The organism is uncultured Fibrobacter sp. (assembly GCF_947305105.1).
Lineage (GTDB): Bacteria > Fibrobacterota > Fibrobacteria > Fibrobacterales > Fibrobacteraceae > Fibrobacter.
The window spans coordinates 15,805-39,746 of the sequence record NZ_CAMZCS010000021.1; the positions used below are offsets into that span (position 1 = coordinate 15,805).

General features: G+C 49.4%; 23 protein-coding genes. 10 read left to right on the forward strand and 13 right to left on the reverse strand.

Annotated elements, in window-relative coordinates; all coding sequences use genetic code 11:
• Positions 1 to 59: 59 nt before the first annotated feature.
• The 3 genes from Q0Y46_RS10100 to Q0Y46_RS10110 all read right to left on the reverse strand — a co-directional run bounded on the left by Q0Y46_RS10100 (position 60) and on the right by Q0Y46_RS10110 (position 3,440).
• Positions 60 to 2,159, reverse strand: a complete 2,100-nt coding sequence (locus Q0Y46_RS10100; RefSeq protein WP_295679211.1) for a radical SAM protein — start codon at positions 2,157 to 2,159, stop codon at positions 60 to 62.
• 63 nt (positions 2,160 to 2,222) lie between these two features.
• Positions 2,223 to 2,681 (reverse strand): hypothetical protein, encoded by a 459-nt coding sequence (locus Q0Y46_RS10105; protein WP_297947113.1) that lies wholly within the window; start codon positions 2,679 to 2,681, stop codon positions 2,223 to 2,225.
• 267 nt (positions 2,682 to 2,948) lie between these two features.
• Entirely contained in the window at positions 2,949 to 3,440 is a 492-nt protein-coding gene (locus tag Q0Y46_RS10110; protein WP_297947115.1) for a hypothetical protein, read from the reverse strand.
• Between the two features lie 157 nt (positions 3,441 to 3,597).
• On the opposite strand from Q0Y46_RS10110, the gene Q0Y46_RS10115 reads away from it, so the two are divergent.
• The 5 genes from Q0Y46_RS10115 to Q0Y46_RS10135 all read left to right on the forward strand — a co-directional run bounded on the left by Q0Y46_RS10115 (position 3,598) and on the right by Q0Y46_RS10135 (position 9,029).
• Positions 3,598 to 4,677, forward strand: a complete 1,080-nt coding sequence (locus tag Q0Y46_RS10115; RefSeq protein WP_297947117.1) for an ABC transporter permease subunit — start codon at positions 3,598 to 3,600, stop codon at positions 4,675 to 4,677.
• Positions 4,678 to 4,705: 28 nt separating this feature from the next.
• A complete protein-coding gene (locus Q0Y46_RS10120; RefSeq protein ID WP_366522518.1) occupies positions 4,706 to 5,524 on the forward strand; it encodes a patatin family protein in 819 nt (272 codons plus the stop codon).
• Between the two features lies 1 nt (position 5,525).
• Positions 5,526 to 6,659: an ABC transporter ATP-binding protein gene (locus tag Q0Y46_RS10125; RefSeq protein WP_297947121.1), complete on the forward strand. Its 1,134-nt coding sequence runs from the start codon at positions 5,526 to 5,528 to the stop codon at positions 6,657 to 6,659.
• 178 nt (positions 6,660 to 6,837) lie between these two features.
• Positions 6,838 to 7,953, forward strand: coding sequence for a hypothetical protein (locus tag Q0Y46_RS10130; RefSeq protein ID WP_297947123.1), 1,116 nt, complete (start codon positions 6,838 to 6,840; stop codon positions 7,951 to 7,953).
• A 134-nt stretch (positions 7,954 to 8,087) separates the two neighbouring features.
• Positions 8,088 to 9,029, forward strand: a complete 942-nt coding sequence (locus Q0Y46_RS10135) for an Rpn family recombination-promoting nuclease/putative transposase (RefSeq protein ID WP_297947125.1) — start codon at positions 8,088 to 8,090, stop codon at positions 9,027 to 9,029.
• A 28-nt stretch (positions 9,030 to 9,057) separates the two neighbouring features.
• Here Q0Y46_RS10135 and Q0Y46_RS10140 read toward each other — a convergent pair whose 3' ends face one another.
• Positions 9,058 to 9,744, reverse strand: coding sequence for an NAD-dependent deacylase (locus tag Q0Y46_RS10140; RefSeq protein ID WP_295679236.1), 687 nt, complete (start codon positions 9,742 to 9,744; stop codon positions 9,058 to 9,060).
• Positions 9,741 to 11,126, reverse strand: coding sequence for a M20/M25/M40 family metallo-hydrolase (locus Q0Y46_RS10145; protein WP_297947127.1), 1,386 nt, complete (start codon positions 11,124 to 11,126; stop codon positions 9,741 to 9,743). The genes Q0Y46_RS10140 and Q0Y46_RS10145 overlap by 4 nt, the downstream gene beginning before the upstream one ends.
• Before the next feature lie 35 nt (positions 11,127 to 11,161).
• On the opposite strand from Q0Y46_RS10145, the gene Q0Y46_RS10150 reads away from it, so the two are divergent.
• Genes Q0Y46_RS10150 through Q0Y46_RS10160 form a run of 3 tightly spaced genes read left to right on the forward strand, consistent with a single transcriptional unit; the run spans position 11,162 to position 13,685 of the window.
• A complete protein-coding gene (locus tag Q0Y46_RS10150) occupies positions 11,162 to 12,337 on the forward strand; it encodes a dihydroorotate oxidase (protein ID WP_297947130.1) in 1,176 nt (391 codons plus the stop codon).
• Complete coding sequence (locus Q0Y46_RS10155; protein ID WP_297947131.1) at positions 12,334 to 12,900, forward strand: hypothetical protein; 567 nt, start codon at positions 12,334 to 12,336, stop codon at positions 12,898 to 12,900. The genes Q0Y46_RS10150 and Q0Y46_RS10155 overlap by 4 nt, the downstream gene beginning before the upstream one ends.
• Positions 12,901 to 12,911: 11 nt before the next feature.
• On the forward strand, positions 12,912 to 13,685 hold the full coding sequence (locus Q0Y46_RS10160) for a thioredoxin-like domain-containing protein (RefSeq protein ID WP_295679243.1): 774 nt from the start codon (positions 12,912 to 12,914) through the stop codon (positions 13,683 to 13,685).
• Positions 13,686 to 13,747: 62 nt separating this feature from the next.
• Here Q0Y46_RS10160 and Q0Y46_RS10165 read toward each other — a convergent pair whose 3' ends face one another.
• Positions 13,748 to 14,104: a hypothetical protein gene (locus Q0Y46_RS10165; protein ID WP_295679246.1), complete on the reverse strand. Its 357-nt coding sequence runs from the start codon at positions 14,102 to 14,104 to the stop codon at positions 13,748 to 13,750.
• A 24-nt stretch (positions 14,105 to 14,128) separates the two neighbouring features.
• Between Q0Y46_RS10165 and Q0Y46_RS10170 the strand changes: the two genes are divergently transcribed.
• Positions 14,129 to 14,662, forward strand: a complete 534-nt coding sequence (locus Q0Y46_RS10170; protein ID WP_297947133.1) for a hypothetical protein — start codon at positions 14,129 to 14,131, stop codon at positions 14,660 to 14,662.
• A 167-nt stretch (positions 14,663 to 14,829) separates the two neighbouring features.
• On the opposite strand, the gene Q0Y46_RS10175 is transcribed toward Q0Y46_RS10170, so the two are convergent.
• Genes Q0Y46_RS10175 through Q0Y46_RS10200 form a run of 6 tightly spaced genes read right to left on the reverse strand, consistent with a single transcriptional unit; the run spans position 14,830 to position 22,693 of the window.
• On the reverse strand, positions 14,830 to 16,086 hold the full coding sequence (locus tag Q0Y46_RS10175; RefSeq protein WP_297947135.1) for an SUMF1/EgtB/PvdO family nonheme iron enzyme: 1,257 nt from the start codon (positions 16,084 to 16,086) through the stop codon (positions 14,830 to 14,832).
• Between the two features lie 23 nt (positions 16,087 to 16,109).
• Positions 16,110 to 16,931 (reverse strand): diadenylate cyclase CdaA, encoded by an 822-nt coding sequence (gene cdaA / locus Q0Y46_RS10180; protein ID WP_295679254.1) that lies wholly within the window; start codon positions 16,929 to 16,931, stop codon positions 16,110 to 16,112.
• Positions 16,918 to 17,832 (reverse strand): dihydropteroate synthase, encoded by a 915-nt coding sequence (folP, locus tag Q0Y46_RS10185; protein ID WP_295679256.1) that lies wholly within the window; start codon positions 17,830 to 17,832, stop codon positions 16,918 to 16,920. The genes cdaA and folP overlap by 14 nt, the downstream gene beginning before the upstream one ends.
• A gap of 20 nt (positions 17,833 to 17,852) precedes the next feature.
• Positions 17,853 to 19,964 (reverse strand): ATP-dependent zinc metalloprotease FtsH, encoded by a 2,112-nt coding sequence (ftsH, locus tag Q0Y46_RS10190; RefSeq protein ID WP_366522520.1) that lies wholly within the window; start codon positions 19,962 to 19,964, stop codon positions 17,853 to 17,855.
• Positions 19,965 to 19,969: 5 nt separating this feature from the next.
• Positions 19,970 to 21,460, reverse strand: a complete 1,491-nt coding sequence (gene tilS, locus Q0Y46_RS10195) for a tRNA lysidine(34) synthetase TilS (protein WP_297947138.1) — start codon at positions 21,458 to 21,460, stop codon at positions 19,970 to 19,972.
• Positions 21,461 to 21,469: 9 nt separating this feature from the next.
• Positions 21,470 to 22,693, reverse strand: coding sequence for a hypothetical protein (locus tag Q0Y46_RS10200; protein WP_297947139.1), 1,224 nt, complete (start codon positions 22,691 to 22,693; stop codon positions 21,470 to 21,472).
• A 57-nt stretch (positions 22,694 to 22,750) separates the two neighbouring features.
• Here Q0Y46_RS10200 and Q0Y46_RS10205 point away from each other — a divergent pair, with 57 nt between their 5' ends.
• Positions 22,751 to 22,966: a hypothetical protein gene (locus Q0Y46_RS10205; protein WP_295679267.1), complete on the forward strand. Its 216-nt coding sequence runs from the start codon at positions 22,751 to 22,753 to the stop codon at positions 22,964 to 22,966.
• On the opposite strand, the gene Q0Y46_RS10210 is transcribed toward Q0Y46_RS10205, so the two are convergent.
• Positions 22,963 to 23,934: a hypothetical protein gene (locus tag Q0Y46_RS10210; RefSeq protein WP_297947140.1), complete on the reverse strand. Its 972-nt coding sequence runs from the start codon at positions 23,932 to 23,934 to the stop codon at positions 22,963 to 22,965. The genes Q0Y46_RS10205 and Q0Y46_RS10210 overlap by 4 nt on opposite strands.
• Positions 23,935 to 23,942: the final 8 nt, after the last annotated feature.

Consider the following 23,942-nt stretch of genomic DNA (forward strand, 5'->3'; position numbering starts at 1 on the left):
AAACTGGCCAATTACTTGACCAGTTTAGTGTAATATTCCTGCAGAAAAGTTATGCTTGGCTAGATGATATTGGGTGGTGCTTGTTCAAGCGTTTTCCCTGCTAGGCAATCTAGCCCGATTTGTAGGCAAGACGTGTCATCTCCAGTTTTGTTCAAGAGGAATACGAGGTTCTTTTTCCACAGTTTATCTTCGCCGATAGACGAAAGCTTGACCTGCTGTGAAAGCCCCTTTTCGTTGAGGGTAATGAGGAGAATGTTCAATGTTTCGATGTCTTTTTCGGTATCGCTTGAGTTTGACAAGATGATTATATCTTTTTCGCCTAGTTCTAGACTTTCTAAATCTGAAAGGATTTTCTCCATAGAATCTGGAGAATGAACCAAAGAGATGTATAAAGGAATATTGCATTCCTTGTCCTTACGGCATTCAGTGAATTTTTTGATTAGCGGGTTTATGCTTTTGCCGTCTGTTGTAAAATCAAGTTGGACCGCTTGGATATTTGATTTTACGAGTAAATTGTATATGTCATCACTGGCAATAGTTTCATCATTGGTGATGATGTCGTAAGTGACATATCTCTCTTTTAAAAGTTCAAGAATTTTAGAGAATTCGGCGCAATGACTTATCTTGTCGATTCCAATATGGAGTAAGCATGTGTCGTTGATGTTGTGGGTGTTGAGGAGTGCTCCTAATAGTTCAACATCCATGACATCGTTGTTGTATGGTTCCAAAGAAATGAAAATGTTGCGTGTTTTTTTATTTTCGATTTCTGGGTCAATTATATATGGAATACTTGGATCTTCGGCTATTTTTTCTATCAAGAATGGAATTATTTTTTTGTTGAATGAGCAGACTTCTGTTTCGTCTTCTTCCTTGATTCCAGAATAGTACTCTTCTGAATAGCAGAGTCCTCCGCACAGCCCTTGCCATGTGCAATTTTTGCATCGTTTTAGTTTTTCTACGCAGCGGGATTCCGCCTTTTTTCTGACCGGACTATTGAGAATTTGGTCTTTTATATGTCCCTTGTCTAGGGCCCCCATCAAGAAATCCTTGTCGCCGGTAAAATTGTCGCAAGCGTAAAGATTTCCGTGAACGTCTATTCCGAGTATTTTACGAGAGGCTCCACAAGGTGAGTTCATGCACATGAATTTCTTTTGATTTAAATAAATGCTTTGAACGAAATTACTCAAAACGCGTTCCGAAACCCATTCGTTCTTTGCGTGATTCTTATTGTGAGCCACAATTCGTTCAAAAATGATTTTGTAAGCCTCAAATATTGTGTCTCCATCCACATAATAATTGGATTCGTCTTTTCCGCGGCCGTTTTTTTGGATGGGAGAGAATGATAAAGTATTGATCTTGTTTTCTATAAAAAAATCAAGAGTTTCGTTCATGTGTTTTGCATTCAGGCCATTCAGTACGGATATGGTTCCAAAGTGAACATCGTGCTTTCTAAGAATATTTATTCCTCGCATTACCTGTTCAAAAGAACCTTTACCACCAAGGTAATGTCTTGATGCATCTTGAATGAACTGAGGGCCATCAATGCTTATGCCGACTTTTACATCGTATTTTTTGAAGAACTCTGCAATTTCGTCATTAATCAATGTCCCGTTTGTTTGAATGGCTAGGTCTAATTTATCGCGATAAGGTTTTACATATTCCGCGACCTTTTTCATTAAATCAAAGTTTAATAATGGTTCTCCTCCATGAAATGCGTAATTAATCATTCGTTCGTCATTTTTGTGCATCTCCAAATATTCATCGGCAACTTGGAATGCAATTTTTTCAGACATCTTGCAAGTTTTTTTGCTTTCCGCATCTATGTAACAGTAAGAACAATTTAAGTTACACTGCTCTGTTAGTTTTACGACAGCCAAAGTAGGTAATGTGTTTGAATCTCTATCCTTACGTACGTTATTTATTGTTTCTTGTATGCGGAATTCGTTTTCTTGTAGTGCTTTAAGAATATCTAAAATTTCTGATTGTGATAGATTTGGGAACTTGTTTATGACACTCTCGATGTCGGATGTCTTTTCCATTTCTTCGACGACATCTTTGTAAGATTTGTCAAGGAGGACCCATGCTCCAGTTGGAACGTGAATCGCCAATAGTCGGTTCTCAAAAGGAATCCATTCTCTTTTTACTTGATTTAAAAGCATTTTTGTTCTCGTTATAATAAAATAATAACCAGTCTTGTATTACAAGACTGGCTGTGAAAAATACTAGAATTCTAATAGTGTCTTAAGATCATTATCTTTAACGAAACATTCGAATTCAGCTGCTTTTGCTGCGGGAATTGTCAATGTCTTATTTTCTATTTTCGCACCATAATTTTGAAGTTGAAGAATATGGTCCTTGTTTAGACTTGCTCCTTCTGCAAGATGAACGACGATGTTTTCACGTTCTGCGACGAAAATGTCTGTGTGAACGTCTTTATGAGGAATGAGATCTTTGTACGGAGGATTGAAGTCTTTGTACGGAGGTGTGCCACAGCGCCTATACGGAGGTGGGGCAAAGTCCTTATACGGAGGTGGAATGACAACTTTGTGAGGGTTAAGGTCTATATGAACTTTGCCAGGTATTCTTGCTTGAGCGCTTACGCTTGCTGCTGGCTTCACGACTTTTTCAACTTTCTTGGCGGCTGATAGATCCGTTCTGTTGGCTTTTTTTATGTCTGCCATTTTGTTTTCTCCTGTTGGGGTTATAAACTTATTCCAAAATAAATAAGTTGTTTATAACATTAATTTAATTTATGGGAAAGAGAGTGTTTTTTTTCAAAAAAAAAGAGGATTTTTGTGTAAATTTTTCGGAACAAAGTTTGTTGTGATTGATGGATGTATGTTCAACGAATGAACAATGTATTACAATGTAATCCGTTGTGCCAAGACAATTTGGACGAATTTATCGAGAGAATCTAAAAACGTGATTTTCAGATTCTCGTTTTGCCCTTAGTTGCCGTTTTCATTGACAATTATGCTTGGAAAATTCCTGTTGCCGTTTATATAAAGAATTTTGGCAGATGTCATCTCGTCTGGGATTTCGAAATCAACGACCGAAATGCAACTACAGGTGGGGACTCCATCGCTATCGTAACTAGTGTTTACGAATAGAGTATCGTCAATTCTTTTTGTATGTAGTGAAAAATCCAATCCACAGTAGGTGGGAATCTTTAATTCAACAAATATAGAGCCGTTTCCCGTTTTTCGGAAATAAACTGTATCTACTTTTATAGCATCATCAAAAATGTTACTTCTTGTTTTTTGTGGAATGGTTCGGCGTAGTGCTTTATCCGATAAACTATCTGTGAGACTTTCTTGCTTATCTTCCACTAGACAAGCTGCTTTCAATTCATAGGGAATTCCTGGCTTTTCATCGTCAGAGCACGAACATACTGTTACCCATGTTGCCATTAGCAAAATCCATGCGATGTTTTTTACCATTTTAGGACTCCTTTATGGGGTTATGGATATAAAACTAAATCTGATGCGTAAGAAATGTAACGGCTTACGAATAAATTTACAAATGTTTTGCGTTTTTTTATGAGCCTTTCTGTTCTTTGAATAAAATGAAATTGGCTAAATTATGTAAATTTACTGCATGAAATTTCGCCTTTCGACAGAGACTTTGAACCGCCTGAAGCGCTTCCGCAAGAACAAGCGTGCGTTCTGGTCCCTTGTCGTCCTTGTGGTGGCGTACCTGCTCTCGCTTACCAGCCCCTGGACGGTGAACGACGAACCCCTTTATTTAAAGTACAACGGTAAGTCCTATTTCCCGGCGTTTGCGCGTTACAGCGATGCGGATTTTGGCGGGGATTACCAGACGGAAGCCGATTACGCGAAGATTTTTGCCGAAGTGCGCGAGTGCGAGGAAGATGCTGCCGAGGGCTTTACCCGTGCCGGTGGTTGCCCCGAGACCTGGGCGATTATGCCGCCCATTGCACACGATCCCTTGAAAGCGGACTTGAGCGAAGACGGAACGCCCCCGTTTGCTCCGAGTGCAAGGCACTGGCTCGGCACCGACAGCAACGGCCGCGACGTGCTTTCTCGCCTGATTCACGGTTTCCGCATTTGCATCAGCTTCAGCCTCCTGTTGACCATCCTCGGGACTTTTCTTGGAATTGTCATTGGTGGCATCCAGGGCTACCTGGGCAAATTCTGGGACACGGGTATGCAGCGTATGATTGAAATTTGGTCGTCGTTGCCGATGCTTTACGTGGTCATCCTTATCGGCAGCATTTATGGTCGAAGTTTTTGGCTCCTGATTCTCATCATGGCGGCGTTCAACTGGATTTCGCTCAGCTACTACATGCGCGCGGAATTCCTGAAGTTGCGCAGCATGACTTACGTGCAGTCGGCGAAGGTGCTGGGCTTGGGCCACCGCCATATCTTTTTCAAGGAAATTTTGCCGAATGCGCTCACTCCCGTAGTGACGCTTTTCCCGTTTACGCTTATTGGCGGTATCGGGAGCCTCACTTCGCTGGACTTCCTTGGTTTTGGCCTGCAACCGCCCACACCGAGCTGGGGCGAACTCATGAGCCAGGGACTCAATAATTTGTATGCACCGTGGATTTCGGTGAGTACGGTTGCCGCTTTGTTCGTAACGCTTTTGTTGACCACCTTCGTTGGCGAGGGCGTGCGCGATGCCATGGACCCCAAATCGGGAGATCGTTATGTCTAAAAAGGGCTTGGTTCTTGAGGGGGGCGCAATGCGCGGACTTTTTACCTGCGGCGTTCTCGACCTTTTTATGGAAAAGGGGATTGAGTTTGACGGCGCGGTAGGTATTTCTGCCGGAGCCTGCTTCGGATGCAACCTCAAGTCCCGCCAGCCGGGGCGTGCTTTGCGCTACAATCTGCGCTTTGCGGGCGACAAGCGGTATTGCAGTTTCCGTTCCCTTTTCAAGACGGGCGACATCTACAATGCCGATTTCTGCTACCACAAAATCCCGCAAGAACTGGATCCGTTTGATTTCGATACGCTCAAGAAAAATCCGATGGAATTCTACATGGGCGTGACGGATGTCGAGACAGGCGAGGCGGCGTTCCCGCAGCTTGTTGACGGATGCGACAAGGACTTGGAATGGATGCGCGCTTCGGCCTCGATGCCCCTGGCCGCGAAGATCGTGGAGATTGATGGCGGCAAGTATATGGACGGAGGCATTGCCGATTCCATCCCGCTGCAGTTCATGCAATCAAAGGGCTACGACCGCAATGTGGTCATATTGACGCAACCCAGAAATTACGTGAAAAAGCCCAACAGCCTCATGCCGCTGATACGCTTAGTTTATAGGAAATATCCGAATTTTGTCCGTGCGGTGGCATGCCGGCACGAGATGTACAACGCCGAGACTCGCTATATATTTGAACAGGAAAAGGCGGGGAATGCCTTGGTGATTTGCCCTGACGCTCCGCTGGGCATCAGCCGTATCGAGAAGAAAGGCGCTGAACTGCAGCGCGTGTACGACATGGGAAGGAATATTGCGGAACGTCGCCTAGACGAAATTACGGAATTTCTTTCGAAGGGTTGATATGTCGGAATCAGTGCGTTTACCCGTTCTCTCGGTGAAGTCCCTTTCGGTTGCGTTCGGTTTTGATAAAAACGGGACGCCGCGCGATGGCATCCCGCCGCTGCAGGTGACCGACAAGGTGAGCTTCGACATCTATCCCGGCGAATTCTTTGCACTGGTGGGGGAGTCGGGGTGCGGAAAAAGCGTGACGGCCATGGGAATACTCCGCTTGTTGCCGCAGCCGAGCGCCCGCATTGTCGATGGCTCCGTTCTTTATCGTTCAGGAGCTGCCGAAGGGAACGATGCTTCGCTGGATTTGGCAAAAATTCCGCTGGCCGATTTGCAGAAAATCCGTGGTTCCGAAATCGCTTGCATCTTCCAGGAGCCCATGCAGGCGCTGAATCCCGTGGTAACCATCAAGAAGCAGTTGCTTGAAGTCTTCCGCTATTCCCAGCGCTCTTCTGACAGCCGTTCTAAGCATTCTTCTGATTGTCATTCCCGGCTTGACCGTGGATCTCCTTCTGACAATCTCGCCGCAATCCGCGAAATGCTCACTTTGGCGGGCTTCAAGGACATCAACCGCGTCCTGGATGCTTACCCGCACGAACTTTCCGGTGGAATGCTGCAGCGCGTGTGCATCGTGATGGCGCTGCTGCCCAAGCCCAAGATCATTATCGCCGACGAACCGACGACCGCCCTCGACGTGACCGTGCAGGCCCAGGTGCTTGCCGTACTCAAGGACATGGCTGGCCGCACGGGTACGGCAGTGCTTCTGATTACGCACAACATGGGAATTGTCTCGCAATATGCGGACCGCGTGGCTGTCATGTATGCCGGACGCATCGTGGAAACTGGCCCTGTCCGCGATGTCATCGACGCCCCGATGCATCCTTATACGCAGGGACTGCTGGCCGCCATTCCCGAAAGCCATGGCGACATGCGCACGATGAAGTCCATTCCGGGAAGTGTCCCGCATCCGAGAGATTTTGCTTTAGGCTGTCGGTTTGCCGACCGTTGCGAAAGATGCGCCAGCGGCAATGCCGAACTGCAGGCGATGTGCCGTTCGGCCCAAGTCCCGCCGCGAGTGTTCGCCGACAATTCGACACAACACGAAACGAACTGCTTTGGGATGGTTATTCCACGACCGGTCTCATAATCATTATGTCCTCATAGCTAAGAATAAGGAGCTTATTCAGTTTCGGGGGCCCGATGTACCTCAAGAAGCTTTTCAATTTGATATGAATCCTGCTGATCCTGTGATTCTGAATCGTTGGAGTATAGATGAAAATTGGGGCTGGAAATGGGATTTTAGATATAGGTGGTAAGATTCGATTATGAAATGTATGCTTCTATGTGTATTGCTTAGTGCGACATTTATGCTGATATCGTGTTTTGGACCTTTCCCAAAAAAGAATCCTGCCGAAAAACAAACGGCGGAAACGCATGAGATTTGGAGCAGTCGATTCTCTTTTCCAAATAGTCCAAATGTCATTTCGTATCGCTTCCATAACCCTCAAATAATGTTTGATGCGTGGGAAAACATTCAAATAGACTTATCGTGCAATGAGGATAGCGTTGATATTCTTGTAATTCGTTCGTATATGGAGTGGAATAATTCGCCAAAATCTGTAAAAGAAGAACATTATAAGGCGCCTTATTCTTGTAGCATGTTTAATGAATTTATAAGACGTCTTGCCTCTGTTAAACCAGAAAAATGTGAATCACGTAATGCTTATTCGATTAATAGCGACATTAGTCCAACTATAATTTTTACTGATGGATCGAATACGCTTCGTCACGTTTCGTACTATGGGAGGTTCTGTGCGTTTGGTCGTAATGAAATGGAACGGACCCCGTTAGAGTCAATCGACTATGACTTGAGAAAGTTTATAATGGATGCGGGAGCCTGGAAAAACTTGGTTGTAAACCGTCCTTTGCGGATTATTGATAATCCAGATGCGGTGAAATATTCTATGACATCGTCGTTAAAGAATTTTGACAAACGTTTCATGAAAAAAAAGCAAATTTTATCATTGAATCAAGACACTTCTTTTACGTTTGTTGAAAATCTAGATGTCCTTCCATATTTCAGGGCTTATATAGAAGATAATCGCGTTGTATATGAACTCAGCGAAAATGGGAAAATTTTGAAGACAAGTGAAGATACGGATGTCCTTTCATTTGAGAAAATGCTGGAGTCATTGAGGTCTTACAAGATTGAAACATGGGTAATTTCTGCAAGTTGCAAGGGACCGTGGAAATCTTTTTATTGGAATGATGAAAATTTCTTAAATTCAATTTACTTCCACTGCGAAACAGAAAACCAGGAAGTTTGGTCGTTGCGTAAAAAAGTAGAGGATTGGTTTAAGTCGAAGTTAAATATGTTGGAAGAAAACGAAATGAATACAGATGGTTCCAAAAACGAACCGGGCAATCAGGGAATACCATAATTATATAGACGTTCCAGACGGAATTTTTGTCCACTTTTTTTTGGAAAATTAAGTTTGCTTGACAAGCTTTTCTTGCCGGTTTATATTGTTCGTGTTTGAAATTAAGAACGACAATATCGACGGGGGAATGTACAATGGCCAAGCGCAAGCCGCTCAAGGATTGTATCGTGAAGCCGGGCGAGAGGAGCCCGTTTGCAAACTTGCTGGTGGATCTGGCCTTCAAGAAGGCCTTTGACCCGGATAAACCTTCAAGCCGTGAAAACCTTGTGAACCTGCTGAACGACCTGCTGGAACCTCAGCTCAAGCGGCCCATCAAGAACGTGTGGACTCGCAACGTGGCGAAAAACCTGAGTGGCAGCAGGGAATCCCGCACGGCGATTTTTGATTTGCACTGCGAAGACGATGCCGGAAATTTGATCGAGATTGAAGTGCAGATTCGCAAGTTGAGAAATTTTCGCAAGCGCCTCGCTTTCTATGCGAGCGAATTGGTGGCAAACCAGGCGGAGCCCGGCCAAGAGTGGAAATTTGACGTAAAGCCGACCTACGTCATCGCGTTTGCACAGCATAACGTATTCGATGATGACCGGATTGTTCATCGTGCAACAACTACAGATTTGGAAACGGGAGAGCAGTTTGTCGATACCTACAATTATACGGTTGTCGAACTTCCGAAAGTTCCGTTCTTCATTGATAAGAAATCCGACGATTTGAGCAAATGGCTCTTTTTCTTCCGTTTCTTGAGTCGGCTCAAGGAACTTCCTGCCGAATTTTCCGAGCATAAGTTCGAACGCTTGACGGAAAGCTCAAAAGTATCTAATTTCAGTAAGGAAGAATTCGAGGCATATCAAAAAATGTACCACAAGGAATGGGACCATAACGCCATGGTCGACGGCGTCTTTGAGGAATTCGCGAAAGAAATAGACGCGAAGGTCGAGGAACGTGTGTCTGAACGCATTTCCAAGGAAATCAGCGAAAGTAAACGCGAAATGGCGAAGGCTATGCTCGCCGATAATGTCCCTGTTGAGAAGATTGCCGCTTATTCCGGCCTTTCCAAGGAAGAAATCGCTCAGCTCTAGTCTCTAGATTCTAGCCTCTAATCCTTAACTACTCAAACTCTTCTGCCCATTTGGGGACGACTTCTGTTGCTTTCCCTTGAATCACGACATCGGTGTAGGGGTCGTTTTCTGGAACTTCAAGGTTCAGGCACGTGACTTTTGCGCCGCAGCTCTTGGCGAAGCTCTTGAAGCCTGCCGCTGGGTAGACGACGCTGCTTGTCCCGATGTAGGCGAACTCGTCGCAGTTCCGCAAGGCATCCTGGATTTCTTCCATGTAGAGCGGGACTTCCCCGAAAAAGACGATGTCGGGACGCACAGGGCTCCCGCAAATGGGGCAGCGCGTATCCATGGTTTCTTCGCCCCGGAATTCGAATTCGTGGCCCGCATGTGTGCAGCGGAGTTTCATCAGGTCGCCGTGCATGTGCAATACGTTCTTGCTGCCGCCGCGTTCGTGGAGGTCGTCGACGTTCTGGGTAATCAGCAGGAACTTGTCGCCCAGGCGTTCTTCCAGTTTGGCGAGCGCGATGTGCGCTGCGTTCGGCTGGTGCTCGGGCAGGCCCTTGCGCAAGAAGTTATAGAAATCCTTGACTCGTTTGGGATCACGACGGAGTGCATCGGGTGTGCAGACGTCCTCGATGTTTTCGTGTTCCCACATGCCGTCGTTGCCGCGGAATGTGCGGAGTCCAGATTCGGCGCTGATTCCGGCACCGGTAAGTACGACCAGTCTTTTTCTCATTTTCCCTCCTTGGCGATGGATGCGAAGAATAAAGTCTCGGCAAGTATTCCGTGCTCGAAATCGGGCAGGTAAAGGCTTTCATTTTCCCCGTGGGCGTTGCATTCCGGGTCTTCGAGGCCGGTGAGCAAAATGGGAATGTCGCCGAACGTGTTGCGGAAAAGCTCCGCACCCGGGATGCTCGCTCCGCAGCCGATGAACTTGGTGGGCGTTCCGTAAGCGTCTCCCATGGCTTCGCTCATCTTCTTGAAGAACGGGTGTTCGGTGTCGGTGACGAAGGGGTTCGCGCCGTCTTCGCGTTCGACCTGGAATTCCATGCCGTTCGGGACGCGTTCCTTCAAAAAGTCAATGAGCATGTCGGTGCATTCTTCGGCGTCCATGCCCGGCGCGAGGCGAATGCCGATGCGTGCGTAGGCGCTGTCTTGCAGTACGTTGCCTGCATTCTTGCGGGAACCGATTTCCATCGCCGTGACGACAAGGCTTGGCTTGCGCCAGAGCGAAATCAGCAATTCGCTTTCAGGGACATGTAAGACAACGTTGTTTAAAACGCCACCGTCGTTGCGGAATATCGCTTCGGTCATGCCGAGGCTCTTGTAAGATTCCAGCTCTTCTTGGGTTGGCTTGACAAGTTTGTCTTCAAAATGCGGGATGAGAATATTGCCGCTTGCATCCGTGAGGCTTGCGATCATCTTGCAGAGTGCCTGGCCCGGGTCGGGGATGGGACCTGACCACGAACCGGAATGGAGCGGTGCCTTCGTGGCGCGGAGCGTAACCGAGATAGCGCTCATGCCGCGGAGCGTCGTGGTGATGGAGGGCGTTCCCTTGGCGAAGTTGCCGAGGTCTGCGACAATCACGGCATCGCATTTCAGGAGTTCAGCATTTTCCTTAAGGATTTGGGCGAAACCGGCACTGCCGGATTCTTCTTCGCCTTCGATGATAAACTTGAGGTTCGGTCCTTTGTTGCCGAGCAGGTTGCGGACTTGTTCCGTGGCGGCAAAGTGCGTAATGATGCCCGCCTTGTCGTCGGCGGTGCCACGCCCGTAAATGCGGTCCCCCTTGACGATTGCTTCGAAGGGGGGTGTGTCCCAGAGTTCGGTGCGCATGGGGGGCTGCACGTCGTGGTGTGCGTAGAGCAGGACTGTCGGCTGGTCTGGCGAGGTCAAACTTTCGGCGTAGACGGTGGCGCGTCCGCTGGGCGGGCGCAAAAATTGGATGTTCTGGAACCCGGCTTTCGCGAAGAGGCTTTTGACCGCATTCGCAGAATCCTCGACGTGTTTTTGGTCGAAATTGTCAAAACTGATGGAGGGAATGCTGACTAGGGCCTTCAGCAGGTCCAAGTAGCGCGGAATGGATTGGTTTATATTTCTTTCTAGTGCGTTCTTCATGGTTTTTTCGCTCTTTTTTATCTAATTTACTTATTATGGCTTTTGATTGCATCAATCACGAATATTATTTACGTTCTGGCGACAAGATGCTGGCTCTGATTCGCAGGATTTTCCATAAATATCCCGAATTCAGGCACGATTCGTTCAAGCATGTCGCTCGGCTCGCTCCGTTCATCCCGTTTTTGGGTGGAAGGCCGTCCAAGAGCAAGGTGCTCAAGAAGGTGGTGACGTTTGCGGACCATAGCAATTCCATTTACATGAGTGCTCCGATTATCCTTGCTGCCGGAGCGAACAAGACGGCGAATCGCATCAAGGATTATGCGAACGTCGGGTTTGGCGGCATTACGGTGGGCACGGCTACGCGTCATTTCCGCGAAGGCAACACGCATCGCCCGAGAATTGGTTTTTTGGAAAATGACCGTGCCATTTACAACAGCATGGGCCTCAATAACGAAGGGGTTGATGTTGTTGCCAAGCGGGTCGATTCCCAACTGGTGGCGGCGCACAAAGTGGGGCTCAGCGTGGGTATTTCTGTCGCAGAGACTCCGGGCATTACCGACGAGCAGGAAAAGCTCAAGGACATCCTCGAAAGTTTCTCCATTGCCTACAAGGCGGGTGATTATATAGAAATTAACGTCAGCTGCCCCAATACCGGTGAAAACCGCGTGGACTTGGACATGAGCTTCTCCGAGAAGTTGTTCGGGGAAATCATGAAGTTCCGCAATGGCCAAGGGCTGCGCAAGGCCGTGTATGCCAAGCTGAGCCCGGACATGTCGGAACGCCACTTGATGGCGATTATGGACATGCTCGTGCGTACTGGGGTGAACGGTGTCGTTATCGGCAACACTTACCCGACGGCGAAGATCAGCGAACTTGGGACCCAGACAAAGCGCGAGGACTTGCATCCGTTGCGTGCCGATGGCGATTGTGGCGGGCTTTCGGGCCGTCCTCTTTACGAGAACATGGTCTGGAACGTGAAGTTTATCCGCGAGCACTATCCGCAGATGAGCGTGATCGCTTGTGGCGGCATCGATAGCGGTTACAAGATTTTTGACCTGCTCAAGATGGGCGTTGATGCAGTCCAGTGCTATTCCGTGGTTGCGTTCCGCTGGATGGCTGCACATGCGATGCGCCTTGAACTCGAAGATGCCTTGCTTTCCGAAGGCTACTGTTCCATTGCCGAATTTGACGACCGTAATCCAAAGAAATGAAATTTACAAATAAAATAATTTTAATCCTCGTGTTGCTCGCGGGCTCCAGCTTTGCGTCGTATTTTCTAGATGACCCTACGGCGAAGGCGGTGGCTTCGGCACCCGAACTGCCCACGTGGCGTTTTGGCGCGACCTTTTCTCCAGCTTTTTACTTGAATACTTTTGGCTTTGGGGGCTCGCTTGCTGCGGAATACAGGCTCCACAAGAATCATTCCATTGATGTCTTTGCCGGTTCCATTGTTACGCAACCGCTTTACGAGGCGGGCATTGACTGGAGGTTCTTCTTCACGGGGGACCTGATGACGTCTCACCATGACGACTTCATTTTGCTGGGGGCGTCGGTGCTTGCCTTTGAAAGTTATGACGAGTATTACTATCCGCCTCGTGCTTCTGTAGGGTATGGCCGTGACATGCTTTTTTTTGACAAGGCGGATTTCCTTTGCCGTCTCGCATTCCGTTTGACCTATATCTTCGGGGAACCGATTCCGGAGAAGGATGCTGAACTGATGACGAGAAGTGCTAATTTCGTGGCGTATTTTGACTTCTCGATATATTTCTTCTAGGACTTTATAAAATGAATAGTTTGTTCAAAGTTTCTCTTGTGGCACTTGCATTTTCGAGTGCCGGATTTGCTGCTCCTTGGCTCGGTGTTACGTTTAAGAAGGCCCAGTACGAAAATCATCTTGCGCTTGCTGTGGTTGGTGTGCATCCGAATTCGGGTTGCTTTTCGATTGGCCTTGCTGCTGGGGATACGATTATTGGTATCGAAGGGAAAAAACTGGAATCGGTAGCCCAATTGCAGGACATTGTTTCTAAGGGCAAGGCTGGGCAGAAGATGTCTGTCGAGTATATTCATGGGGGCAAACGGATCAAGAAAGATGCGAAACTCACCGAGAGGCCCGATGACATCAGCAGCCTGACAGGTTCGGCTATCGGTAGCAAGATTGCCGAGTTCGGCAAGAACTTCTACCAGAACGGGGACAAACGGTTGGCCAAGCCCAAGGCGACGTTGCTCGATTTCTGGGCGACCTGGTGTGGCCCGTGCCGCAAGACGCTTCCGGTGCTTGCGAGTGTTTACAACAAATATTCGTCGAAGGGGCTCGAGGTTATTGGTGTCGCAAACGAATCGGTGAGCGTGCTGAACCAGTTCTACAATACGCAGCATGCGTCCCCTTATCCGCTTTACCGCGATGCCGACCAGAGCCTGTGGCGGAGGTACGGGATCAGTGCTGTGCCGACGCTGATGTTACTGGACGGGAATGGCTATATCAAGCGCGTGTGGAGCGGAGCTCCGAGCGAAGCTATGGTTGAAAAACTCGTTCTTGAAATCTTGAACGAAAATCCCTAATAATTTCTGGATACCAAAAAAAGGCCCGGGGTTGGCCCGGAGCCTTTTAAAAGCGTATTTGCTTATTCGTTAGAAGCGCCCTGCTGGCCGGCGAGAATTTCGTCGTACTTCTGCTTGGAGATGCGGGCGTAACCGGTGACGATGCCGCTGAACGTGTAGTATGCGGAGTCGCCCTTGACGGCCATCTTGTATTCCATGTCAAGGGAGTTCTTGCCGCGGAGCGTGTCGTCTACGATTGTGGCGTTCAGGTCGCCATTCACGTTGCGAATGATGTAGTCCATGCCGTTTTCGGTGAGGACTTCGAATACCATGTTGGCTTCACCCTGCCAGTAACCGATGAAATTCGGGGTTTCCTTGCTGCAGGCGAAGAACATGACGGACAAAAGAAGAAGAGCGATAATAAGGATTTTCTGTTTCATGCTAATAAAATAGTATTTTTGATTGTGAAAATGCGATATGTTTATCTAATTGCTCCGATTTTGGTGATTTTTTTACTTTTGGGCGCTTACTGGCTAGTCAAGACAAACGATCGGCCTATCCCGAAATTTGAACCACCGGAGGACCCGCTGGCGACATGGAGCCCGGAGGAATATTACCGGCATTTGCAGATGAAGCCGATTAACGGCAAACGCGTTCATAATTTGCTCATTCAACGGACTCGGCAAAAGCCGGGGGTTTATCTGGAAAGTTTGCTGCCGGCCATGGATTCTGCTGGGCTCAAGGTCATTCATGTCTACCATGTCGTGGTGGGGGATGACTATACGCCAGTTATCACCAGTGGGAACGATTACCCTTACCACGCGCGAAATTCAAAGCATTATTTCAATGCGGCCATAGATTTCCGCATAGTCGATGTTCCCATGAAACTCAGGAAGCAAATCGTGGAATCGTGTACGGAGCGACTCGGACCGCGATTCAGGGTGTTGTGGGAGCGCGGCGCGAAAGAACACCTGCATGTGGAACTGATAGAGCCGTGAGCGGTGAGCAGTGGGTATAGAAACCTCACACTTCAAAGGGGCTTTAGCCCCGACCTCATACCTTTTAGATGAATGGCAGAGATTGCTTCGGGGCTTTGCCCCTCGCAATGACAAAGCTTAACCACCAACCACTTCCTACAGTCTACTTCCTACTGTCTACTTCCTACTTACTTACAGCAACGGAACCCGACACTCGGGTACTGGTTCTGCGGGTAGAAGCTGAACTTGCTTTCGCCGCAGTGGCTTCCGTTATTCGTATTCCATGCACCGCCGGCCACCAGGTACTTGTCCGGGTGCTGCTTGTGCGTGGTGGACGTCCATTCCCAGAGGTTGCCGTTCATGTCGTACATGCCCCACCAGCTGCGGCACTGTTCCTTGCGACCGCTGCGCTTGGCTGCGTTCGTGTTGGTGTTACACTTGCTCGGCTTGTAGGCGTCGCCGTAGGAATAGCGCGTCTTGTCTTTACCGCGGCAGGCAGCTTGCCATTCTTCCAGCGAGCAGAGGTGTTTGCCTTCTTTTTCGCAGAGGGCGGCGGCTTCTTCGCGGCTGACCATGTCCTTCGGGTTCTCGTCGGCGACGTTCGGGTATTCGTAGGCGTCTACGCAGACGGTCTTACCACCGACGGGCACGGGGTAGGCGTTCTTGCCGCAGAAGTTGTCCGAGGCCATGTCGTACTTGGCTTCTTCCCACTTGGTGCGGTTGCCGACAGAGTCCTCGGCCTGGAAAAATACGCTGCCAGTCTTGTTGTAGTCCACGGCCTTGCTTGCATCGACGGGGTGCAGCGTGTCACCGACGGAGAGGTATGTCTTGCACTTGATTTCGTCGCACTTGACCTTCAGCTTGATGGGGTCGTAGTACCTGCCGGCGGGCGGTACGATTTCTGCGTTCGGTGGAATCTGGTCGGCGGCGCGGATGCTGTCCTGGATGCGTTTTTTCTCGAGGGAGTCCTGACGGGCTTTTTCGAGGGCGGCAAGCGAGTCGGCTATACGGGCGAGGCTATCGGCGCGAGCCTTTTCAAGAGCGGCGAGAGAGTCCTGGATGTGCTTGAGGCTGTCGCGCACATGGCGCAGGCTGTCCCAGTTGGTATTTCCCTTGAGCGCAGCGAGGGAGTCGGCGATGCGGATGCTGTCCGCGATACGGGCCGCTTCGGCCTGGGCGATGCTGTCGGCGATGCGCTTGGCGTTGAGCACGCTGTCGTTATACATTTCCAGAGCGCGGAGGCTGTCCAAAATGAACTTCTGGCGCGCTTCTTCCTCGGTCTCTTGCTGCCTGCGCAGCGCGTCCTGCTTCATCTTTTCCAGGTGGCATTGCACAATAAAAAGGCAGAGCAGCAAAAGGAACATCAATGCGAGAATGACAAGGTTCTTCTTCTTGCGGCTTTTTTTCTGCTGTTCGTTAATGTCGGAATGCTCTTCGTTCTTCACAATACGGGTTCCATGTTAAATGTTTAGTTGTCTTCGAGGTTGGAAATCTTGTTGGCGTCGAACAAGTCTTTCCAGTGACGCTTGATTTCGGCTTCCACTTCCTTGATGGATAGCTTGCGGCGCAGCGTGTTGCGGTAGGCGATGGAAATGCCACCGGTTTCCTCGGATACGACGATGACAATGGCGTCGCATTCTGCGGCAAGAGCCTTCGCTGCGCGGTGGCGCATACCGTAACCGGCATCGCCTTCGGCGTTGCCTGTGGGCATGGGGAGGATACATCCGGCTGCGACGATACATTCGCTGTTCAAGATGACTGCACCGTCGTGCAAGGCGGAATTGGGGAAGAATAGCGAGCGCAACAGTCTGGAGCTGATTTTTGCGTTGAGGATTTCACCGGTCTCTTCGTAGTTGCGGAGGCCGACTCGCTTTTCAAGGACGATCAGGGCGCCGAACTTGTTCTTGGCCAAATCTTGGACTGCACTGCAGATGGCTTCGGTCACGCCGTCAAGGCCGCTGCTGTGGAAAAAGATGCTGCGGAGGTTCGCTTGGCTCACGGACTGGCCGATTCGCGTGAGGGCGCTTCGGATTTCGGGCTGGAACAGGATGACGACCGCGACGATACCCATGGTCGCAAGGTTACTCAGCAACCATACCAAGGTGTTGAGTTCCCACCACTGAGCCAAAAGCCATGCGAGGATGAGCAGGAGACCGCCGAAAATCATCTGTACGGCGCGTGTCCCGCGGAACAGGAGGAATACGTAATACAAAATGATGGTAATAAGGAGGATATCCAGGATATCCGCCATGCGAACGTCGATGATGTCGAACAGTTTAAATAGAACCATCGCTTTGCAGCGCCTCCAGGTAGAGCATGGACTCCTTGGCCTCGAGTACGTCGTGCACACGTATGATGCTCGCTCCGCCCAGGGCGGCGACGATTCCCGCCGTGACGGTCGGGATCAGACGGTCGCTCTTTTCGAGGCCACTCATTTTACCAATATAAGATTTTCGAGATGTGCCGACCAGTACAGGATAGCCATCATCGAGAAAATTTTCTACGGATTTCATCAGGTCAATGTTGTCCTGAACCGTTTTCCCGAATCCAATGCCCGGATCGAGGCAGATTTTTTCTTTTTTCACGCCCAGCGCCATCAGCTTTTCGGCTTGGACGAGCAGTTCTTCGCGGACTTCCTGCACCACATTGTTGTAGGGCTTGAAGTCCTGCTGCATCTTGCCGAAGCTCCCGCGCATGTGGTTCAGCACGACGGAGGCTCCCGTGTCGGCGACGGCGGCGGGCATGTCGGGGTCCATGGTGCAGGCGCTGATGTCGTTGATGATATGCGCGCCGAGCCGCATGCATTCGCGGGCGACCTTGGCTTTCACCGTGTCGACGGAAATGTAGAACTTGCGGTTCCCCGGATTGTCCAGGTCTTCGGAAATGTTCGAAAGCTGTGCGAGTGCCTCGACGACGGGGCAGACGCGGTCCAGTTCTTCCTGTTCGCTGACAGGCTCGCTTCCCGGGCGGCTGCTCTCGCCGCCGATGTCGAGAATGTCTGCGCCTTGCTGCAAAAGGGAAACCGCATGCTCGTAAGCGGCGTCCGGCGTGTTGTGCTTGCCTCCGTCAAAAAAGCTGTCGGGCGTGACGTTGACAATCCCCATGATAAGCGGGGACGGGCGGCAGGGGAGCACTTCGTTTCCAATCTGCCAAGCAATGGCGCGTGACTTGTCAAGAACAGGAAATAGCATAGGGGGGGCGAAAAAACTTATTAGTTCTGGGTATTGTTGACGGAATTGGTGGCGGTCTCGTTCCCGGCCGCAGGCTTGGGCTGCACTTCGCTTACGGGCGCGTCGGCTACGGGGGCCACGGGCGGCTGCTTTCCCGGATCAGGCGGGGGAGTTTCCTCGCGCTTTTTCTTCTCGGCGAGTTCCTCCATGGCCTGGTACTGGCGGCTCTTCTTGGTGCCGGTGAGCTTTTCGCCCGCCATGACCTTGTCGATTTCTTCGCGGTCGAGCACTTCGAATTCGAACAGCGCTTCGGCGAGGTCGATGAGCTTGTCCTTGTTCTCTTCGAGGAGCTTGCGTGCGGCCTGGTCCATACGCTTGATGAGGCTGTTGATGGCGTCGTCGATCATCTCGGCCATCTTTTCGGACATTTCCTTGGGCTTGCTGATCTCGCGGCCGAGGAAGATTTCTCCGTCGTTACGGCTGTAGCATACCGGGCCGATGTTGTCGTCGAATCCCCATTCCGTGACCATCTTGCGGGCGAGTTCGGTGGCGCGCTGGATGTCGTTGCTGGCCCCCGTGCTCTGGTGGTTGAAGAAGATGAGTTCGGCGAGACGGCCGGACATCATGATCATGATGCGTTCTTCGGCGTATTCGCGGCTGTAGCTTACCTGGTCGCGTTCGGGCAGACTCATGGTCACGCCGAGGGCGCGGCCGCGCGGGATAATTGTAATCTTGTGGAGCGGGTCGCTGTGCTTGCACAAAAGCGTCATGAGGGCGTGGCCCGCTTCGTGGTAGGCCGTGTGGCGCTTTTCCTCGTCGGTCATCAGGAGGGTGCGGCGTTCGGCGCCCATGCTGAGTTTGTCGCGTGCTTCCTCGAAGTCGAGCATCGTCACCTTCTTGTTGTTGAAGCGTGCGGCGAGGAGGGCTGCTTCGTTCACCAGGTTTTCGAGGTCGGCGCCGGCAAGCCCCGGCGTTCCCTTCGCGATGGCCGAAACGTCTACGTCCTTGTCCAGCGGAACCTTTCTCTTTTTCAGGTGAACTTTCAAAATCTCTTCGCGGCCCTTCAGGTCGGGCAGCCCGACCACGATTTGCCTGTCGAAACGTCCCGGACGCAGCAAAGCCTTGTCGAGCACGTCGGGGCGGTTGGTGGCAGCAATCAGGATGACGCCTTCGTTTGCAGCGAAACCGTCCATTTCCACGAGCAACTGATTGAGCGTCTGTTCGCGTTCGTCGTGCCCGCCACCGAGGCCTGCGCCACGCTGGCGACCCACGGCGTCAATTTCGTCGATGAACAAAATGCAGGGCGCGTTCCTCTTGCCGGTCTCGAACAAGTCGCGCACGCGGCTTGCGCCTACGCCTACGAACATTTCCACAAAGTCCGAACCCGACATGCTGAAGAACGGCACGCCGGCTTCGCCTGCGACTGCACGGGCAAGCAACGTCTTGCCGGTACCCGGAGGGCCGACAAGCAGCGCACCCTTCGGAATGCGTCCACCGAGTTCGTCGTACTTTTTCGGATCTTTCAAAAATTCTACGAGTTCCTGCAGGTCCTGCTTGGCCTCGTCGCAGCCAGCGACATCGCTGAACATGGTCTTTTTCTTGTTGTTGTTCAACTGCTTCACTTGGCTCTTGCCGAAACTGAACGGGTTCTTGCCGCCGCCGCCCATCTGCCTGCTCGTCATGATCCAGAAGAATGCGATGAGGAGGAGGACCGGGAGGAATGCAATCAGAGTGTCAATCCATGTGGTCGATTCGTGGATGACCTTGACTTTGACGCCCTTGTAGGTTTCCCATGCCGATGCCATCTCGTTTGTGACATCGAGCATGTGGGTCTTGAAATGCTTCTTATTCGAAACCTCGCTGCCGGCCTTGGTAAAGCGGGCGATGGCGCTCTGTTGCTGCTTGGCCTCGGCGATTTCCTTGTCGCTCATCATGCGGGTGCCCTCGACAATCACACCGTCGGGAGTCCTTTGCAATGAGAGCTCGGTAATGACCTTGGTGGAGTCGCCCATCATGGCGAGGAATTCCGTGCGCGTCATTTCTTCGTTGTTGTCGTTCGTTGCGAGCGGGAACATGACGAAGAGGAGCAAAATCATAATAATCAGGACGATGAAGTTCCTGTTCTTGAAGGGGGAGGTGGGCTTTCCCTGCATCTGGCTCATTTCAATCCTTTTCTTTTCAAATTCTCTGTTCGGATTCCGGATACGAATAAAACCCTTGTTCCCTGCGCAAACACCTGGAGCGAGTCGCGTTCCCAGCGGGGAATGCCTTTCTCTTGCAACCATTCGGCAAGTTTGCGGGGGGAGATTTTCATATCCATCGGGCTAAGGATGTCGCCTTGTTGCGGGTGACGCCATTGCCCGGAGATTCCGGAAAATCTTTGTTTTTCGTTGGAAAAATACAAATTTGACGGCGCTAAGATTGTGTTTGAATCGTAAATCCAGACGATATGGCGACATTTCTCGATAAAGCGCGTGCGGAACGAGAGCGTGCGCATCGTCTGGGAATTGCCCGTGTAGATGGGATTGGGCTTGGCAAACGTGTCGACGGGGAAGCGGAATCCCCGGGAGTCCAGCCACAGCCTCAGAAGTTCCGGGTAAGGCGGGATGGAGGCGAGTGCACCGGCATCGAGTGCGAGGACCTTGCCGTATTTGGCGCAAGAGGCTTCGAATGGCCAGGTGTCGGGCGGGACGATGGCGGGGGCGTATAGCTTGTCCGCAGCGTCCAGGACTTTCTTGTAGGCACGGTCGGCAAGGCTTGCGATGCGGCAAAGCTGTGCTGTCGCGCCGGGGCAGGATTTCTCCAGCTGGGGCAGCGATTCGTGCCGCACCTTGTTGCGTGCAAAATTTACGTCGGCATTGCTTTCGTCTTCGCACCAGGTGAGGTTGTGCTCGCGGGCGTAGGCGAGGAGGTCTTCGCGGGTAACGGAAAGGAAAGGACGGTAGATGAATTTTGATTGATGATTGATAATTGATGATGGATGATTGATGATGAGGGGGGAAGTATCCCCCTGATTGCAGCCCGTTGCACGGTCTTCCATCACCCCCTCTAGCGGGGCTTCAGACGTCAGCCCCGCAACGCCCTGGCTATTGCCTAAAACGCGGATTTCCTGAATTCCCCTTAGTCCCGCAAGGGTTGTGCCGCGGCGGAGGCGCATGAACATCGTCTCTGCCTGGTCTCCAGCATGGTGAGCCGTGACGATGGAGGTACGAGGCTCGAGGCTCGGGGCACGAGGTTCGACATTCTTTTCTGTCATCCCCGCGGAGGCGGGGATCTCCTTTTCCTCATTGCTCACTGCTGATAGCTCACTGCTCATCGCTATTTCGACCAGCGCCTTGTACCTTGCATCCCTCGCGTTTTCTTCGAGCGAGCCGTCCATTGCCTTGAGCGCTTCGCCATCCAACTTTTTCAAGAAAAACGGAATATTGTGCGACTTCGCAAATTCCTCGACAAATGCAGCATCCCTGTCGGCAGTGCCTTCGCGCAGCCCGTGATGCACATGTGCAATGCCGAGCCATTCAATACCCAAAGCCTCTTTGTTCTCAATAAAATAATGCGCCAAGCAAATAGAATCTAACCCGCCCGAAACCGCAAGCAGCAGGCGCTTGAAACCATAATGGCGAATATTTTCTGCGAAGGAACTTTTCAAAAGAAACCTTTATTTCAAATTAAATTGTTTTATACATTCTTTGAACTCATCGTTATTGTCGCTGTAGCTGACTAACTTATCAACGTATGTTCCGAGAATCGTGCTGTAATCTTTTTGAATAAAATCTAAATCAGGGTTGTTGTCTTCGCAATACTGTTGTGTAATATCAAGGTTCTTATACCAAGAGGTACAGGTCGTTCCTTGGTATGATATGTTTTTTGTTTGTACAATGTAGGTTGTTGGTTGCGCATCTATTGTGTATGTAATATTGACTTCAAAATTTTTGTTGCCTATCAAAATATTTGCTGCGGTAGGATTTTTCTGCACAATTCGTAAATCGTTATCTATAAGCAATGTGTCTGAAGAGGGTTGTTGGTTTTTCTTGAAGTAATTAAAACAAGTTTCTTCTTTTGATTCGTCTTCAAATAATTTGTAAATTAAATAGCAGTATTCATATGGCTCATAGATTTCGTTAAGGTTCCTGTAGCTAGTTCTTACTGTTCTTTGGTTTGGCTCTAATATAAGTGTGATTTTGAAATAGGGCTGTTTGGGAGTGTATACTCCTTCGTAAATTCGACCAACAAATTCCCATGTAGAAAAAATAGATTTTGATGTTCCTACATATACATATGCGTTTTCGATTGTATCACAGGCATTACCATAATAATCACATTCGTATAGGGTGTCGTTTGATATTTTGAAGCCGTATGAATGGTCAATTATGTATTTAAGTGAATCACCATTATACTCGGATTGGAGTAAGGCGGAATCGTATTTGTCAAATACTCCAGTGTAATTTTCTGCGACCCATATGAATTTACCTGTGGATGAATCATAATCACATTCGTCGTCTAGTAAATAGTATCTCATGTTTTTTTCATCAAAAAAAGAAAAATGATTGATTTTTACCGTAGTAATCCAGTTGTCATCTGAAATGAATTCTTTCGATGAAGATGATTTTTCTTTTGCTTCCAAAGACGAAGATGTGGTGTTGTTGCTTGAAGAACTTGCTTTTTGGCTGCTCGAAGAAGATTTTTGTTCATTCTTTTTTTCGGAGGACGAACTGTTAATCTCGTTGTCCGAAGATGATTCAACAGACGTTTCTTCCACAGAAGAACTGAGAGTTGTTTTTTCAGAAGACGATGAAATGTCATCCGTTGCAGAAGATGAATTGTCGTCACCGCAGGCGATCATCAGTAGGGCGGAAAACAGAACGCAATATGCTTTTTTCATATCAATCCTTTGTATGTCCTAAAAAATAATTTATATTTGCCCCTTAAGGAGGCCGTTATGGCTAAAAACAAAGCGAAGGCGCTCGGCAAAGTTGCCGAAACCGCCAAGGAAAGCGCAAGGCTCAGAACGCTGCGCATCGACGGCTCCCAGAACGGAGCCACCCTGCGGACCAGAATCGTCCGCGACAAGACAAAGTATAACAGAACCCTTAAACACAAGAAATCCCTCGCCGAAGCGGGGGATTTCCCTTTATTGAATCTTTGTTTTAGTTAGTTGAATGTGCGGTTGAATTGGCCGAGGAAGTTCAGGGTCTCTTCCGTAAACAGTTTTTTCACACATTCGTTATATTCTTCGTTGTTGTCTACGGAAAAGCCGCTTACAGGACCATCTTCATAATAGTAGCGTTCTTCACTTTTATCCCTAGCGCTAAGCAAGAAATCTTCGCTTTTCTCCTTACACATTTTTTCAGTAATGAACCCTAGTGTCTGAATGTTGGTGCAGGTCTTTCCGTTGCTAGACATGGTGCGGATGTAGTTCATTCCCGTAGAGTCAAAACGGGCGTCGCCCCCTTCGGTAAATTCCTGATTGTGGATACGGAATTTCATGTCGAGAAGTTGCTCGAGTTCGTTTGCCTTAATAAGCGAGTCTACCGTAAGGTCGCCCACATTATATCCAGTGTATCTATTGATAATGTTATCGAAGTTGGTCTTGTACGGATGAGTGCCGGAGCTTATGTCGACTACGGTTTTGTTGTAGACGGAATCTTCGGTAAAGGTCAAAGTCTTGGCTATGCCGCTCAGGCTAGCGATATACGCTGTACATTTTATTTCTGTTTGACCGAGATTTCGCTTACAACCCGTAACGTTCCATGTTCCCAAAATGCCGTTATGGTTGGTGCTTAGCGCTAAAGTTTCTGAATTGTAGTAATCAGAGTCTTCTACAATGTCTTTGCTTGTGGGACCAATCCACATCGAGTCCCCGACAATTTTAATGGCTTTGGCTTCAATTGATTCTGGATTTTCTTCCCATGCAAACGTTTTTGTGTCAGCGTGGTAATTGCAGGAAAAAGTACCTTGATAAATGATGCCCGAGGCTTGATCGTAGCGGTACGGCATGGCGTATACGTAACCATCACCAAAATTATGACCTATGTCTTGTTGGTTGTTAGCAGACGTAGAATTGTCGTCGCCACAGGCGACCATTAGTAGGGCGGAGGAAAGAATGTAGGATGTTTTTTTCATAATGGAAT

What these genes read in the sequence shown, in the direction of transcription:
- Q0Y46_RS10100 (WP_295679211.1), bottom strand. Translation starts at nt 2,159, where the DNA reads ATGCTTTTAAATCAAGTAAAAAGAGAATGGATTCCTTTTGAGAACCGA.
- Q0Y46_RS10105 (WP_297947113.1), bottom strand. Translation starts at nt 2,681, where the DNA reads ATGGCAGACATAAAAAAAGCCAACAGAACGGATCTATCAGCCGCCAAG.
- Q0Y46_RS10110 (WP_297947115.1), bottom strand. Translation starts at nt 3,440, where the DNA reads ATGGTAAAAAACATCGCATGGATTTTGCTAATGGCAACATGGGTAACA.
- Q0Y46_RS10115 (WP_297947117.1), top strand. Translation starts at nt 3,598, where the DNA reads ATGAAATTTCGCCTTTCGACAGAGACTTTGAACCGCCTGAAGCGCTTC.
- Q0Y46_RS10120 (WP_366522518.1), top strand. Translation starts at nt 4,706, where the DNA reads ATGCGCGGACTTTTTACCTGCGGCGTTCTCGACCTTTTTATGGAAAAG.
- Q0Y46_RS10125 (WP_297947121.1), top strand. Translation starts at nt 5,526, where the DNA reads ATGTCGGAATCAGTGCGTTTACCCGTTCTCTCGGTGAAGTCCCTTTCG.
- Q0Y46_RS10130 (WP_297947123.1), top strand. Translation starts at nt 6,838, where the DNA reads ATGAAATGTATGCTTCTATGTGTATTGCTTAGTGCGACATTTATGCTG.
- Q0Y46_RS10135 (WP_297947125.1), top strand. Translation starts at nt 8,088, where the DNA reads ATGGCCAAGCGCAAGCCGCTCAAGGATTGTATCGTGAAGCCGGGCGAG.
- Q0Y46_RS10140 (WP_295679236.1), bottom strand. Translation starts at nt 9,744, where the DNA reads ATGAGAAAAAGACTGGTCGTACTTACCGGTGCCGGAATCAGCGCCGAA.
- Q0Y46_RS10145 (WP_297947127.1), bottom strand. Translation starts at nt 11,126, where the DNA reads ATGAAGAACGCACTAGAAAGAAATATAAACCAATCCATTCCGCGCTAC.
- Q0Y46_RS10150 (WP_297947130.1), top strand. Translation starts at nt 11,162, where the DNA reads ATGGCTTTTGATTGCATCAATCACGAATATTATTTACGTTCTGGCGAC.
- Q0Y46_RS10155 (WP_297947131.1), top strand. Translation starts at nt 12,334, where the DNA reads ATGAAATTTACAAATAAAATAATTTTAATCCTCGTGTTGCTCGCGGGC.
- Q0Y46_RS10160 (WP_295679243.1), top strand. Translation starts at nt 12,912, where the DNA reads ATGAATAGTTTGTTCAAAGTTTCTCTTGTGGCACTTGCATTTTCGAGT.
- Q0Y46_RS10165 (WP_295679246.1), bottom strand. Translation starts at nt 14,104, where the DNA reads ATGAAACAGAAAATCCTTATTATCGCTCTTCTTCTTTTGTCCGTCATG.
- cdaA (WP_295679254.1), bottom strand. Translation starts at nt 16,931, where the DNA reads ATGGTTCTATTTAAACTGTTCGACATCATCGACGTTCGCATGGCGGAT.
- folP (WP_295679256.1), bottom strand. Translation starts at nt 17,832, where the DNA reads ATGCTATTTCCTGTTCTTGACAAGTCACGCGCCATTGCTTGGCAGATT.
- ftsH (WP_366522520.1), bottom strand. Translation starts at nt 19,964, where the DNA reads ATGCAGGGAAAGCCCACCTCCCCCTTCAAGAACAGGAACTTCATCGTC.
- Q0Y46_RS10200 (WP_297947139.1), bottom strand. Translation starts at nt 22,693, where the DNA reads ATGAAAAAAGCATATTGCGTTCTGTTTTCCGCCCTACTGATGATCGCC.
- Q0Y46_RS10205 (WP_295679267.1), top strand. Translation starts at nt 22,751, where the DNA reads ATGGCTAAAAACAAAGCGAAGGCGCTCGGCAAAGTTGCCGAAACCGCC.
- Q0Y46_RS10210 (WP_297947140.1), bottom strand. Translation starts at nt 23,934, where the DNA reads ATGAAAAAAACATCCTACATTCTTTCCTCCGCCCTACTAATGGTCGCC.